This is a genomic window from Enterococcus sp. ZJ1622, assembly GCF_011038845.1.
Taxonomy (GTDB): Bacteria; Bacillota; Bacilli; order Lactobacillales; family Enterococcaceae; genus Enterococcus_B.
Genome location: NZ_JAAKDW010000002.1, coordinates 277,483 through 291,638 on the forward strand (window position 1 = coordinate 277,483; position 14,156 = coordinate 291,638).

Genomic DNA, 14,156 nt, shown 5'->3' on the forward strand with positions numbered 1-14,156 from the left:
TTCTTATTTTCTTGAAGCTGATAATTTCTGTCGCAACCTCGTTTTATCGGTATTTTTTCTGATAAAATCGAACCAAAGAGAGGTGAGGCACATGGAAAGATGTCCATGGAGCAGGCAAACGACCATCATGCAAGAGTATCATGATACTGTCTGGGGCGTGCCTGAATATGACGATCAAAAACTCTTTCGAAAACTGATGCTGGATATCAATCAGGCTGGATTGAGCTGGCAGACGATTTTGAACAAAAGCGACGCATTCGATGAAGCATATGATGGATTCGAAATCGAAAAAATCGCTGCTTATGACCAGAAAAAAATCGAGGAATTGATGCAGAACAAAGGCATCATCCGAAACCGCAGAAAAATCGAAGCAGCGATCCAGAATGCACGAGCAGTTTTGCAGATTCAAAAGGAACACGGCAGTTTCTCTGATTTTTTGTGGTCCTTTACAAATGGGAAGGTCGTGGATATCTCTTATCATTCACCTGCAGAGATCCCAACTGTCAGCCCTCTTTCTGATCGAGTGGCAAAAGAATTGAAGAAAAAAGGATGTAAATTCATCGGAAGTACGACTATCTATGCTTTTTTAGAAGCAGTAGGGATTATCAATGATCATTTAGATATCTGTTTTCGAAAAAAAGAAGTAGCAGCGTACGCAAAAATAGACAGAGAGGATGAAAAAGATGCGTAAAATCATTTTTTATGGTGCAGTGAGCTTGGATGGCTATCTAGCAGCACAGGATCACAGCCTGCAATGGCTCTTTGATACACCGACAGGAGAACGAACGACTTATGAAGCCTTTTATGAAACGATCGATGTAACAGTGATGGGAAGAAAAACCTATGAAGAAGCTAAGAAATATTTAGAAACGGAAGCTTTATATCCGGAAAAAACCAATTATGTCTTTTCAACTAACAAAGAACTGCAGCTTCCTGATGCTGAGGTGATCCACGAAGATCCTGTTTCATTTTTGAAGCAGCTACGTCAGACGTCAGGCAAAGGGATCTGGATCGTAGGCGGTGGGCAACTGATCAAGCCATTAGTAGAAAACCAGTTGATCGATGAATGGTATATCCAGATAGCACCTGTACTATTAGGTAAAGGCATCCGTTTATTCCAAGAAGGAGACTATGAGGAACGCTATGAATTGGTCAACACTGTCCGATTCGGCCAATTCATTGAACTTCATTACAGGAAACGTCAAGCAAACTAAAAAGAAGCTGTGACAAGATTTTTGTCACAGCTTCTTTTTCCGAATAAACGGTGTTCCAGAAGTAGCTTCTTCGAAAATAAGCCGAAATTTCACAAAAATTTGAGAAGCAATTTTCGTAAATTCCTTCTTATTTCTTGAAGCTGCCCACTTCTGTCACAACCTCTTTTTATTAGTCATTTAATTTTTTTGAAAAATCAAGATAGGCATCCAAGATCGTTTGCAAGAAGCTCATTGTTCCTTCAACGATATGTCCTTCTTCATCCACTAAATTAGCTATGTTGCCGATATAAGCTTCAGGTTGTTGCAAAGTTGGGATATTCAGGAAAACAAGTGATTGACGTAGATGATGGTTTGCACCAAATCCACCGATTCCACCAGGTGAAGCAGTGACAACTAGTCCTGGTTTGTTGTCCCACACGCTGTGGCCATAAGGACGAGAGCCCACGTCTAAAGCATTTTTCAATACAGCGGGAACTGAACGATTGTATTCAGGTGTAACGAAAACCACGCCATCCAATTCATTCACTTCATTACGGAATCTTGTCCATTCTGCTGGAACATTTTCAGGTGTTTCAAGATCCTCGTTATAAAATGGAAGGTCATCCATTTTTACAAAAACACTTTCGTATCCATCAGGTAATAAGCTAGAAAAAGCTTCCGCTACTTTTTTATTATATGAATCTTTTCTTAAACTACCGATAAAAAAAACGATTTTCTTTGTCATAAAGCATTTCCTCCTTCAAACTATCTACATTTATCTTACAAAAAATAAGTAAACAGCGCAAATAAAAACACTCATCTATGTTTAGTTTCTTGTTGGTTGACGAAATAGCTCGTATTTGCAAGAGATACTTTAGCTAATCATCTGTGCTTCATCCATTCTAAAAAGAAAAATAGAGAATCTGGAAGTAAGGAACCTCTGATTAACTGTATAATCAAACTAACTAAAATCGAATTTATAGTAGAAAAATCGAATTTATTCAAGCTGTAAAGAAAAAAAGCTTTACAGGGTAAAAAAAAACTGTTACACTACATCTTGTGAATAAAAACAATGGAGGTGGAAATAAATAATGGCAGTTAAAATCCGTTTAAAACGTATGGGTTCTAAAAAGAGTCCTTTTTACCGTATCGTCGTAGCTGATTCACGTTCTCCTCGTGACGGACGTTTCATCGAAACTGTAGGTACTTACAACCCTTTGAAAGACCCTGCAGAAGTAGTTTTAAAAGAAGATTTAGTTCTTGACTGGTTGTCAAAAGGTGCGCAACCTTCTGATACTGTTCGTAACATCCTTTCAAAAGAAGGCGTTATGCAAAAACACCACGAAGCTAAATTCTCAAAGAAATAAGGTGATCGGGAATGAAAGATTTAAGCGAATTAGTCTTAACAATCGTTCGTCCGCTCGTCACTCATCCTGATCAAGTCCAGCTGGATATCGTTGAGTCGAAAGACTTTTATGAATACAATCTGACTGTGGCACCCGAAGATATCGGTCGTATCATCGGAAAACAGGGGCGTGTTGCAAAAGCAATCCGCACCATCGTTTACGGTGTACGCATCAACGCACCTAAAAAAGTACGTTTGAATATCATCGATGATCGGGGAAAATAAATAAATCCGAGACTGGGGCAAGTTCCCGGTCTCTTTTTATTCGCAAAAAAAATCGGAACCAATATCAGATAAAAAGATCCTCTTAGCTTCAGTCGGCAGTTTTTTATATTGGAAATCGAGTGTCATGTGTCTTTTTTCTTAAAAATTAGAGAAAAATCCCGTAGTAGAGAAAGTAGAAAAGAAAGCTAGAATTGACCTATGACACATGCTAAAATAGAATAGACAAAAAAGAAATGGGGATAAAAGGTGACTGAATACTTAAATGTAGGAAAAATCGTAAACACACAAGGGATCAAAGGAGAAGTCCGAGTGATTTCTACCACAGATTTTCCGGAAGAACGCTATAAAAAAGGAACTGTGCTGACCTTGTTCCAAGAAGGAAAAGCACCTGTCGAACTGACAGTGAGAAGCCACCGTAAACATAAGAACTTCGATCTGCTGAGTTTTGAAGGCCATCCTTCGATCAATGATGTAGAGAAATATCGCGATGGCATACTGAAAGTATCGAAAGACGAATCAGTCGAATTAGAAGAAAATGAATTCTATTATCATGAAATCATCGGATTGAAAGTCATTGAAGAAGACGGATCAGAACTTGGTAAAGTAAAAGAGATCTTATCACCAGGAGCCAATGATGTCTGGGTCGTACAGCGTCCGAAGAAAGAAGACGTCTTGCTGCCATATATCGCTTCTGTCGTGAAAGAAGTCGACTTGGATGCTGGAATCGTCCATGTAGAGATCCCAGAAGGACTGATTGACGATGAAGATTGATGTATTGACTTTGTTTCCGCGGATGTTCGAAGGGCCCATGGGAGAATCGATCATTGGAAAAGCAGTAGCTAAGGGATTGCTGGACATCAATATCTCTAATTTCCGTGATTATTCCGATAATAAACATCAAACCGTGGATGACTATCCATATGGCGGAGGTGCAGGAATGTTATTAAAGGTACAACCTATCTATGATAACATCCAAGCAATCGAAAAAGCGCATCCGCAAAGCAAAAAAAGAGTGATCCTGCTCGATCCTGCCGGAAAACGATTCGATCAGAAGATGGCAGAAGAATTCTCTAAAGAAGAACATCTAGTGTTCATCTGCGGCCATTACGAAGGTTACGATGAACGGATTCGCACATTGGTCACCGATGAAGTTTCTTTAGGCGATTACGTCTTGACTGGCGGTGAGCTTGGAGCGATGGTGATGATCGATGCGACAGTACGTCTACTTCCAGATGTTTTAGGGAATCAGACTTCTGCACAAACTGATTCTTATTCTACCGGATTACTGGAACATCCTCAATACACGCGTCCAGCGGAATACAAAGGGATGAAAGTACCTGAAGTTTTGACGAATGGGAACCATAAACTGATCGAAGAATGGCAATTGAAAGAATCATTGCGCCGAACCTATCAGCGTCGTCCTGACCTTTTAGAAACGATCGAAATGACACCGCAAATGCTGCATTTTCTTGAAGAAATCAAGGAAGAACAAGAAGCACCAGAAAAGTGAGACAAGGTAACTCTTTTTTCTTAAAAAACTGCTTTACAGCAAATTGATAGTATGTTAGTATTTTATGGTGAGTGCAAAGCACTTAACTATTACGATGTTCCGCTGTGAGGGAAGCTCATAAGAATGTTTGGAATAAGGAGAAGAAAACAATGAATCCATTAATCGAAGAATTAACAAAAGAACAATTACGTTCTGACATCCCTGCATTCCGTCCTGGTGACACAGTACGCGTCCATGCAAAAGTTGTCGAAGGTACACGCGAACGTATCCAGTTATTTGAAGGTGTTGTCATCAAACGCCGTGGTGCTGGAATCAGCGAAACTTACACAGTACGTAAAGTTTCTAACGGAGTGGGCGTTGAACGTACATTCCCATTGCACACACCACGTGTTGCAAAAATCGAAGTAGTTCGTTACGGTAAAGTACGTCGTGCAAAATTGTACTACCTACGTGCATTACACGGAAAAGCTGCTCGTATCAAAGAAATCCGTCGTTAATCATCGTTATCAGACAGAGAAAGAACCCTTGGAAATCAAGGGTTCTTTTTTTATTGTCTGTTTTTTTATATTAATGATTTCTATTTGGTGTATTTTTGATTAAGAAAAAGGGGCAACAATTTACAGTTTTTTGTACCGCCCCCCAAAAGTTAGACCAAAAAATCTAACTTTTGGAGGTCGGTATTTTTTATGGTTAAATATACTTTTGAACTTAAATTAAAGATCGTTCAAGATTATTTGGATGGCAAAGGCGGAAGTGATTATCTGTCAAAGAAGTATTCCATTAAGGCTCCGTCACAATTGAAGCGGATTAATGCCTATCAAGTATTTGGTGAAGAGGGTCTAGTAAGAAAGCGTCAAAATCAAAAATATTCTGTTCAATTTAAGCTAGATGCGATAGAGTTATATCAAACAAGTGATATGTCCTATTGTGAAGTTGCTCAAGGGTAATTAAAATGATCTTTGTTTTGCAACAAATTCATTGTAATTAGGCATTGATCAAAAAAGTACTAAAATATTGAAAAAGCATGTAAACTAATTTGACTGGGTTACATACTTTATATTGTTTTTATTTAGTTAAATACTCAAATAACTATTTTTTATTGAGTTCGATATCTTTTTCAATTGTTGCATCGATCCCTTTGATCACAGTAGATATAAAAGATTCATTTTCTAAGGCAATCAAACCAGCTACAGTAGTACCTCCAGGGGAACATACACGATCAATTAATGTCCACGGATTTTCATTGCTTTCAAGAATCATCTTTGCGCTACCTAGAATAGCTTGTGCTACGATTTGATTTGAAAGCTCTTTTGGTAATCCATTTTTTACTCCAGCACGAGCAATACTATCAACAAAAAGATAAGCATACGCGGGTGAACTTCCGGCTAATGCAGTAAAGTTTGAAAAATCTTTTTCCTCTAATCGCCATGCTCGACCGATAGCTTCAAACATTCTTACTACGTAAGCAAGTTGCTCTTCTGAGGTGCATGAATTACCGCAAACAGCAGCCGCACCTTCACCAATCATTGCATTTACATTAGGCATTACTCGGACAATGGGAATTTTTTCTTCAGTTTTTAAAAACTCTTGTAGTTTTTCAATAGGAGTACCCGCAGCAATTGAAATAATCAATGGTTTGTTTCTTAAAATATCATCTTTTGTTTCAGTTAATACTTTTTCTATAATGATCGGTTTGACGGCTAGAACGAGTGCATCCACAGTTGTAACTAATTCTTTGTTAGAGCTACAAACATTTGCTCCAATTTCCTTTGCGAATTGTGTCACTTTTTCAGTCATGACATCAAATAAGTATATATCACTTGCGTTTATAAATTGTTTTTTAATAATTCCTTTAATTATGGCTGATGCCATATTCCCTGTTCCAATAAATCCAATTTTCATAGTTATTTCCTCCATTAATTAGAATTTAAGGTTGCTGAAGATCCGTTTCCACTTGATCTACAGCTTTATATTCTTTAGTTGATCTTGCTTGTAAATATTTTGGTGGACGATTGATCAAAACGATTGAAAGACAGACTAATACTAAGCCAGTAGCCAATGAAATCGTAAATTTTTCACCTAAAAAAACAGCGAGAATACTTCCAGAAATTGGCATAATAAACTTATATACAGTAATTTCACTAAGATTGCCATATTGAGCTGCCCAATACCATAAACTAAAAGGGATAGCAGAAGCAGCTGCTAAGATGATAAGTAGGATAATACCAGTTGCAGTCCAGTTGATCGTCATTAAACGTCCGCCCATGCAAAAACCAATGAGATAAAGGAAAATCGAACCAATAATCAAATTCCAGCCAGTCATAACAAATGAATTCAAAGTTGATCCTATTTTTTTTGCTAACATAGTTGCAAGTGCGGCAAGTAATCCATAGATCAGCATGAAACCTTCTCCTGTCATAGAAAAAGTAAACATATCATTAAGATTAGTTCCACCTGTTAGTTGAGAGATAATTAATCCAGCAAAGCCAATAATCAATCCAAGCACTTTAGCAAAAGAAAGTTTATCATTTTTATAAGCAAAGTGAGCAAAAATAGCGGCAAAAAAAATCGTTGATTGCGCTAAAATCGTCGAATTGATTGTTGAACTTATATTGACGTTACCAATGTTGAAAAAGAAATAAGCAGCTGTAGTTGAAAGTAATCCCATTACAACTACTTCTTGCCACTGTACTTTATTCACTTTAAATATATTTTGACGAATAAACGTAGCGAAAAGTAGTGTCATTATACCGGCAATAAAAAATCGAATACTTATAGTGGTAAGAACTTGCCCTGAATAGTCATTTCCAAAAGCTTCTTTTGATATACCCATTTCATCATTCATAACTTTAATCAGTTTAAACGGGGTTCCCCATATGATATTTGCTACAATGGCTGCAAGAGTAATTGCTTTAGTACTTGGCATAGCTTTTTTTATTGTGTTTGTCATAAACCATTTCCTCCATTTTATAATTAGTTCATTTTTTCACAATCAGTTCCTAAGTGATATTATAAAGACTCTTTGCAAAAAAGATATAGGAGACATATAATGATAAAAGTAGTTTATTTTAAGATATAGGTGGAAAAATAATGTATCAGTTTACAGAAAATCAATTTTCACATTTTTTTAATTATCTAGAAACATTGGATTGCTATATTAAAAGCGAAGAAGGAATGATTGAAGAAATCGCAGCATTTCAACAGAATCCCAATCGACATATTGCGGCGCTCGTATGTCAAAATATTTCAGAAGTTCTAACATATCCCGCACCCTATATACGTATACTCTATGTATTGAGTGGTAGCATTAATATTTATTTAGATGGTAAAAAAATGACCTATGAGAAAGGATGCTTGATTTTAGCTAACAAATGGACTGAAATTGATTATAAAGAAAATACTAAAGATACAATGGTCGTCAGTTTTTATTTTAAACCTGAGTATTTTTCAGATAGCTTGTTAAACCAGATGATTGAAGAGCCGATGCTTTATCGATTTTTTGTTGAAAGTATCACAGAAGACACGGAGATCTTTAGTCATTACTGTGTTTATCAATTTAATGAATGGGATGATGTTCATTTTTATGTATTACTTTTACTCAAACAAGTAGTAAAAATGCGATATTTTAATAATAAAGTGACAAAATCTGCTTTTATTTTGTTGATTGTCGAAATTAGCCAAATGTCTGAAAAATGTTTATTGTTACAAGATTCAAATATATCAGCTGGTGTGCTGATTAAAGAGATTTTAGGATATATTTCAAACAATGTGCGTATAGCAACTTTGACAAATGTTGCACATCAATTTCATTTCCACCCGAATTATTTATCTGCAATGATCAAAAAACAAACTGGGAAAAGTTATTCTGATTGGTTAACTTATTATCGTTTAGAGCAAGCAAAAAGATATTTAGAACAGACAAACCTTTCAATTCAAACAATTATCAGAGAAGTAGGCTATTCGGACAAAACCTTTTTCTTTAAACGATTTAAAGCATATTGCAAAATGACACCAGGAAACTATAGAAAAAATTTCAATTATAAATATAAATAGTTACTAAATTTCTTATTAAGTTAAGGGTAATTAACGTGACAAACTAAGAAACTATTAGAATAAGCACGATTGAAATAAAAAATCGCCGTGGATATCCGTTTAGAATTTAAACATAACGTCGTATAACATTATTAGGATTGATTAATAAAAAATCCTATTTTAGGTTATAAAGCGAGTGATACATCAGAAGCCAATAATACACTAGCTATTAACCGCAAATTTAAGAATCAAATGGGAACTTGATTGGTGTGATGAGCGGTTTTAAACACGGAGTTATGAAAACCAACAAGGACAGTGGGTGGATGTGATGACAGAAGTTGTGGTTGATAAGTTCCAATTATTAGAAAGTAAAAAAAGCCACAGAAAGCCGTGCTCATGTTGATCAATCGTTCGCCAGTCCAAGAGTACTACTATCCTTGAACAATATGAAAAAACGACGACTAACAATGGGTTTAACAGCTTCGCTAAGGTTTATGCTATAATTACAGATGACAAAGAAGTATTTCATTATATCAGTAACCCCCGTCAGCGTGCAGGCTGATGGGGGTTTTTTAGGTTTCTATATTATAGAATCCTAGAGTAGGCTGAATGTCTTTCTTGACAATCAAGCCATTTGAACATGTAGTGTGCAGCTACTTCTTCCTGAATTAAGTTAAAATTATAAATTATCATTATTGATACTTATTAATATAAAAAAGTGAGGTTAATTTATGAAAAAACACATTTATAATTACAAAAGATCGTATACTTTAAGGATCGTAATAATTTTACGATAAGTAAGATAAAATAGAGAGGATCATTATATATTATATGGAACAATTAAAGAATAAGGATGCTTTTATTTATCAGGAACAATTTAATAATCGATGCCAGTATATAAAAAATGAATTAACTCGGTTAAATGATTTTCAAGCTCTATCATATATAGAAGAGTTACATCAATACTTTGTACACATAATACAGGATATCAGTCCTGAAAACTTCTGGCATTCTTTGCCCTATATTCTGGGAATTGATTCAAGATTATCAATTGTTGAAGAAATACTTTCGTTACAAAACGAACTAAAAATTTATGGTACTGAGCTAATAAATTTAGTGGAGAGTGATTATAAAACGTTTAATCACGAAAAGATGGGGTTAAAGTTAAATGAAAAGAAAGAAAAATCCCTTATTTTTTGTGTTGAATAAATTTTTTATTAAATAAGCAGAAAAGGAAGATACTATTGAAAAAAACAAATATATCGAAAGTTGCTTCAATATTGTTGTTATCACAAATATGTTTATCGGCACCTACACAAGCTTTAGCAGAAGAACAACTTTTATTTCAGGATGATGAAAAAAGAATCCAAGAAACACAAAAAGATAAAAATGATTATCTACCAAATCCAACAGATAATTTAATAGCGGAAACAGAAGATACAACAAGCAATGATAGTGCAACGAGTACGACACAAACAGAAACTTCGGCAGATAATTCTCCGGCTGACAATAGCAGTCAGTCGACTACTGAAACAACAGACGATACAACTGATTCAACGACAGACCAGCCACAAACTGACTCAGAATCAAGTAAACCAACGGATTCCAGTCAACAAGATAATACGAATCAAGAAGAATCAAAACCTTCAGAAACACCATCAAGTGAAGAACCAAGTATTTCTACTGATTCTTCAAGTACGCAAGAAGAAACAACGACAGAAACTTCTGAATCAACTGCAACAAGTGAATCACAAGAAATAACTGCTTCAATGTCTCAGCCAGTGGTTTCAGAAACGCAACAAGTCCCTAGACCTGCAATAGCAAGTCAAGAAGAATCAACAGACTATCATCAAGAAACAACTTCTCCGATTGAAGAGGTTATTCGTTATAGCAAGAAAGCTGACAAAGGGACGATTCATTTTGAAAAAGATGAATCTGTAGAAAGCTTCGTTCGCAAAATTGGGGAGTCTGCTCGTAAAGTAGGACAAGAAAATGATTTGTATGCTTCAATTATGATTGCGCAAGCGATCATAGAATCAGCTAGTGGTCAGAGTGAGTTAGCCCAAGCACCAAATTATAATTTATTTGGAATTAAAGGAACACATAATGGAAAGAGCGTTTCTTTTGCAACACAAGAAGACTTTGGAAATGGCACATTTTACACTACTCAAGCAACTTTCAAGCGGTATGAAACTTATGAAGACAGCCTAAATGACTATGTGAAACTTCTTAAAGAAGGCTTAATAGGCAATAGTAATTATTATAGTGGTGTATGGAAAAGCAATACCAAAACCTATCAAGAGGCAACAGAGTTTTTGACGGGGCGTTACGCCACTGATATCCAGTATGATGAGAAGTTAAATGCTTTGATTGAGGCCTATCATTTAACAGACTATGATAAGGAAGTAGCTGGACCAGAATTAAGTCAAAAAGGTTATATCGTACCTGTAAAAAACTATACGATTTCTAGTCCATTTGGCGATCGTGACGGAGAGTTCCACCGAGGATTGGACTTTGCGGCTGCACAAGGGGAACCAATTTATGCTAGTAAAGCAGGTACCGTTATCAAAGCTGAGTTTCATTCATCTTGGGGAAATTATGTAGCCATCGAGCATGAAGATGGTACAACAGCATTGTACGCACACCAACAAGAATATCAAGTGAAAATTGGTGATAAAGTCGAGCAAGGACAAATTATTGGTTATGTTGGTTCGACAGGAAATAGTACAGGGCCACATTTACATTTTGAAATTTGTTTAAATAATAGTTTAAATCAATCTCAATTGATTGATCCAAAAACAGTTTTAGCAATTAAATAAAATTAGCACTCACTTATTAGACTATGAACGATCAATCCTAAAATAAGAAAGGTGACAATTTATGAAGAATAAAGATATTTATTTAGAAATTCTAAGGAATTTATTTTTTCAAAGGTAATGAAAAAAGCATACGATTATTTGGTTCTATATTCTATTGGCAATTATATAGAGGAGTAAAATGGCCTTTTTTAAACATTGATCAAACAAAAATATTTAGTTTTATTGATAAAGTGTCTAAAAGTTTAAACTATCCAGTCTCAATCATACTAAAAAATAAAATATCATATAATTATGCAATAGGAATTATTCGCTATTCTCATAATGAGAAAATAGAATTAGGAAATCAAGATGAATGGAAAAAAATAAAGGAAATAAATGAAATTGTTACTTCAAGAATGTCGACAAACATTTATAATTTATTTTTTTCTGAAGGAATTCGCTCAGAGGATGAGATACATTTTAATATTAGTCGATTACAAACAGGAGCTAATATTTTTGAAAATCAAAAATTAGCACTTTTTGTTATTGAGCTCCATAAAGAAAAAAAAACGGTTATCTATCAGGCAACTGAGGCCTTTTTTAAATTATTTTTGAAGAAAATGCATTTAAAATTGTCAGATATAGATAAACAAAAAGTAAAGAATATTTTTGTTGCTGCATTTTCTATTCATTATCGAGCTTTTTTATTCCAAGATACTCCATTGATTGAAAAGGATGTTGATCAGACTTTAAAAACTTATAAACAATTGAATAACTTAATGGATCAGATTTTTATTGAATTGAGAGAAATGTTGAATTTTTCGTTATTCAATCAAAAATATTTAATTTTAAATCAATATATGTACATTTTTTCTGAACTTTTTCCGTTGAACTTACTAGAGAAAGAAATAACAATCTATTTCGATGAACCACTAGAAAAAAGACGAGAAGACTTAGCTAAAAATATGTTGAACAATTTTTTTGGTGATCAATATAAATTAAGAATATTTGGTACAAGTGAATTATTTGAGGTGAAACAAGAAAAAATTGATTTAATTATATCTAGTAGTTCATCTGAAAAATTCTTTATATATTATCCTAAGGTTCCGATAATAATTTTGAAAAAAAATATTTTAAATATCAGTTCAAGTGAAATTTTACTATGCAGAAGGTTATTAGAATTAATAAGTATTTATTTTGAAGATAAAGAAGAAATGAAATCACAAATTAATAAATTAGAAAATGTTTTTTATAAATATAATTAAATATTGAGAATTAGGGAGTCAGTAATTACTGATGGCTCTTTGTCAAATCGGACTGATAAGGTCATCTATGAACATCAAAGTTAGTAAAAGTTACTAGCTTTGATGTTTTTTTATGTGTAGCTGATTAACCTGTTGATTAGAAAAATCCGCAAGCGCATATTGGTGAAACTGCGAAATCCATAAGCGATTTGTTTTAACGTTTTGATATGCGTGTGAAGATTCTCTAATTTTGCGTTAGAATACTTTTTCGAAAACGCTAGCTGAATCCCTTTTTCATATCTGAAAAAGGCTTTTTTGATGTGGTGAAGTTCCGAGGGAACTTCTTTGGGCATTTCTCGAAGTAGCTGGAAAAAAGTAGCTGGTTGTTTCTCGTGATAAGCGCTAAGCAGCTTTTGATAATACTGATAAGCCGTTTTAAGTTCAAAAGAGATTGAAAGTAGACGGTCAACTACTTCACTTTCTGTTAAATAGCGCCATTGAAAATTCTGCCATTTCTTGAATGTAGTGTAATCCAACTCATCTTCTGATTTTAGAAGTAATTTATGCAAAGATTTCAATTGTCGATAGTACTTGGCTTGTGAAGCGTCTTTTTGATCCAGCTCGAAAAACTTGTTCAAGTGTTGCACAATATGGAAGCGATCAATGATAATTTGTGCATTTGGAAAGCACTCTTTGACTAATGAAAAATAAGGGGCATTCATATCTGTGACAATGTAGCGAACCCCCATACGAGCTTTTCTTGTAAAACGCATGAAATAAGCAACCAAATCTTTTTTTCTCCGGCTGGGCAAGATGTCAAAGAGTTTCCCTGTCTCTCCATCCATACAAGAAAAGGAGAACTTCCCATAGGAAGTTGAAAGAGAGCGAAACTCGTCGAATAGTAAACAATGAGGTAAATAGTCCAGTTTCTGCCGCATTGTTGCCGATAGAGCAGATAATGTCCGCTGAACGGTCGTCACTGAAAGATCACAACGTTTCGCAATTGTCTTTAACGCTTGACGCTCGGTCAACTCTTCTAATATTGTGTAATGAACTTGTTTCGAAATAAAACATGAAGGAGCGACAAGATACGTATGAGCAGTAAAATATTTCCCGCATGCTCGGCAGTGATAACGTTGCTTTCTTAGTCGCAAGTAGGTTTGCTTATTTCCACTGCGATTTAAGAGAACCATTGAAATCTTCTTGCCGTTTTTGACGATCTGCTTCGCAGATTCTTTACAAAATGGACAATGTCTAAAGGTCCGAACCAAATTTCCTTCCATTACGATGGCTTTCTTGTTCTTATAAATAGTTTCTTGAAAAGAATTAATTTCAATATTTTTATCTTTAATAGTGAAGAGCTCTTTGATAGAATGAGAGATGGACATACAAAAACTTCCTTTCAGATTGATGTTTTAGACGACTCTATTCTATCGGAATTTTTGTATGTCTGTTTGTTTTTTTACAAAAAAATCTAGGACCGACAGAAAATTCTATCAGTTCTAGAAATTATAGAGCCGAAAAAACATGGATAAATTAGGGAAGATAGCCCATCGATTACTTACTAGACAAAGAAAAGCAGTAGAGACTGTTTTTTCCAGACTGTAGACAAAAAGGAGTGGCTTAATTGCCAACTCCTTTTTGGTAGTCTTTGTAGAAATTTGAAATAAAAAGCCATAGGCTTTTTTGTTTTCCATAGCCATGTGGCTAGTTTTTTTAAATTCATGGCAGCAAACGTAAGCATCGTGT

15 protein-coding genes and 3 pseudogenes are annotated in these 14,156 nt (G+C 34.8%); 13 read left to right on the plus strand and 5 right to left on the minus strand.

Going from position 1 to position 14,156, the window contains the following annotated elements; genetic code table 11:
* The first annotated feature begins 91 nt into the window (after positions 1-91).
* Together G7Y42_RS03140 and G7Y42_RS03145 are read left to right on the plus strand one after the other, a co-directional pair.
* The gene (locus G7Y42_RS03140; protein ID WP_165003397.1) at positions 92-691 is read left to right on the plus strand and encodes a DNA-3-methyladenine glycosylase I; all 600 of its coding nucleotides are present in this window, start codon (positions 92-94) and stop codon (positions 689-691) included.
* Entirely contained in the window at positions 684-1,214 is a 531-nt protein-coding gene (locus G7Y42_RS03145) for a dihydrofolate reductase family protein (RefSeq protein WP_165003395.1), read from the plus strand. Before G7Y42_RS03140 ends, G7Y42_RS03145 begins: the two co-directional genes overlap by 8 nt.
* 169 nt (positions 1,215-1,383) lie before the next feature.
* Here G7Y42_RS03145 and G7Y42_RS03150 read toward each other — a convergent pair whose 3' ends face one another.
* Positions 1,384-1,938, minus strand: a complete 555-nt coding sequence (locus G7Y42_RS03150) for an NAD(P)H-dependent oxidoreductase (protein ID WP_165003393.1) — start codon at positions 1,936-1,938, stop codon at positions 1,384-1,386.
* 346 nt (positions 1,939-2,284) lie between these two features.
* Here G7Y42_RS03150 and rpsP point away from each other — a divergent pair, with 346 nt between their 5' ends.
* The 6 genes and pseudogenes from rpsP to G7Y42_RS03180 all read left to right on the plus strand — a co-directional run.
* Positions 2,285-2,560, plus strand: coding sequence for a 30S ribosomal protein S16 (rpsP, locus tag G7Y42_RS03155; protein ID WP_002290274.1), 276 nt, complete (start codon positions 2,285-2,287; stop codon positions 2,558-2,560).
* Positions 2,561-2,571: 11 nt separating this feature from the next.
* Positions 2,572-2,823 (plus strand): KH domain-containing protein, encoded by a 252-nt coding sequence (locus tag G7Y42_RS03160; RefSeq protein ID WP_165003391.1) that lies wholly within the window; start codon positions 2,572-2,574, stop codon positions 2,821-2,823.
* Between the two features lie 246 nt (positions 2,824-3,069).
* Positions 3,070-3,594: a ribosome maturation factor RimM gene (gene rimM / locus G7Y42_RS03165; protein WP_165003389.1), complete on the plus strand. Its 525-nt coding sequence runs from the start codon at positions 3,070-3,072 to the stop codon at positions 3,592-3,594.
* Positions 3,584-4,333, plus strand: coding sequence for a tRNA (guanosine(37)-N1)-methyltransferase TrmD (gene trmD / locus G7Y42_RS03170; RefSeq protein WP_165003910.1), 750 nt, complete (start codon positions 3,584-3,586; stop codon positions 4,331-4,333). The genes rimM and trmD overlap by 11 nt, the downstream gene beginning before the upstream one ends.
* 149 nt (positions 4,334-4,482) lie before the next feature.
* The gene (gene rplS / locus G7Y42_RS03175; protein WP_002286913.1) at positions 4,483-4,830 is read left to right on the plus strand and encodes a 50S ribosomal protein L19; all 348 of its coding nucleotides are present in this window, start codon (positions 4,483-4,485) and stop codon (positions 4,828-4,830) included.
* Positions 4,831-5,019: 189 nt separating this feature from the next.
* Positions 5,020-5,271 (plus strand): annotated as a pseudogene (locus G7Y42_RS03180) (transposase); the annotation flags it as partial.
* A 151-nt stretch (positions 5,272-5,422) separates the two neighbouring features.
* Here the strand turns inward: G7Y42_RS03180 and proC are convergent.
* On the minus strand, positions 5,423-6,235 hold the full coding sequence (gene proC, locus G7Y42_RS03185) for a pyrroline-5-carboxylate reductase (protein ID WP_206215426.1): 813 nt from the start codon (positions 6,233-6,235) through the stop codon (positions 5,423-5,425).
* A gap of 25 nt (positions 6,236-6,260) precedes the next feature.
* A complete protein-coding gene (locus G7Y42_RS03190) occupies positions 6,261-7,283 on the minus strand; it encodes a DMT family transporter (RefSeq protein WP_165003385.1) in 1,023 nt (340 codons plus the stop codon).
* 140 nt (positions 7,284-7,423) lie between these two features.
* Here G7Y42_RS03190 and G7Y42_RS03195 point away from each other — a divergent pair, with 140 nt between their 5' ends.
* The 5 genes and pseudogenes from G7Y42_RS03195 to G7Y42_RS03215 all read left to right on the plus strand — a co-directional run bounded on the left by G7Y42_RS03195 (position 7,424) and on the right by G7Y42_RS03215 (position 12,428).
* Positions 7,424-8,386, plus strand: coding sequence for a response regulator transcription factor (locus G7Y42_RS03195; protein WP_165003383.1), 963 nt, complete (start codon positions 7,424-7,426; stop codon positions 8,384-8,386).
* 265 nt (positions 8,387-8,651) lie between these two features.
* Positions 8,652-8,768: pseudogene (locus G7Y42_RS15195) on the plus strand (single-stranded DNA-binding protein); the annotation flags it as partial.
* Positions 8,769-9,196: 428 nt separating this feature from the next.
* Entirely contained in the window at positions 9,197-9,574 is a 378-nt protein-coding gene (locus G7Y42_RS03205) for a hypothetical protein (RefSeq protein ID WP_165003381.1), read from the plus strand.
* 35 nt (positions 9,575-9,609) lie between these two features.
* Positions 9,610-11,184 carry a peptidoglycan DD-metalloendopeptidase family protein gene (locus tag G7Y42_RS03210; RefSeq protein ID WP_165003378.1) on the plus strand — a complete coding sequence of 525 codons (1,575 nt, stop codon included), beginning with the start codon at positions 9,610-9,612 and terminating at the stop codon, positions 11,182-11,184.
* Between the two features lie 230 nt (positions 11,185-11,414).
* Entirely contained in the window at positions 11,415-12,428 is a 1,014-nt protein-coding gene (locus G7Y42_RS03215) for a hypothetical protein (RefSeq protein WP_165003376.1), read from the plus strand.
* 110 nt (positions 12,429-12,538) lie between these two features.
* Here the strand turns inward: G7Y42_RS03215 and G7Y42_RS03220 are convergent, their stop codons facing one another.
* Positions 12,539-13,690 carry an ISL3 family transposase gene (locus G7Y42_RS03220; RefSeq protein WP_241161898.1) on the minus strand — a complete coding sequence of 384 codons (1,152 nt, stop codon included), beginning with the start codon at positions 13,688-13,690 and terminating at the stop codon, positions 12,539-12,541.
* 281 nt (positions 13,691-13,971) lie between these two features.
* Positions 13,972-14,156 (minus strand): annotated as a pseudogene (locus G7Y42_RS03225) (IS5/IS1182 family transposase); the annotation flags it as partial.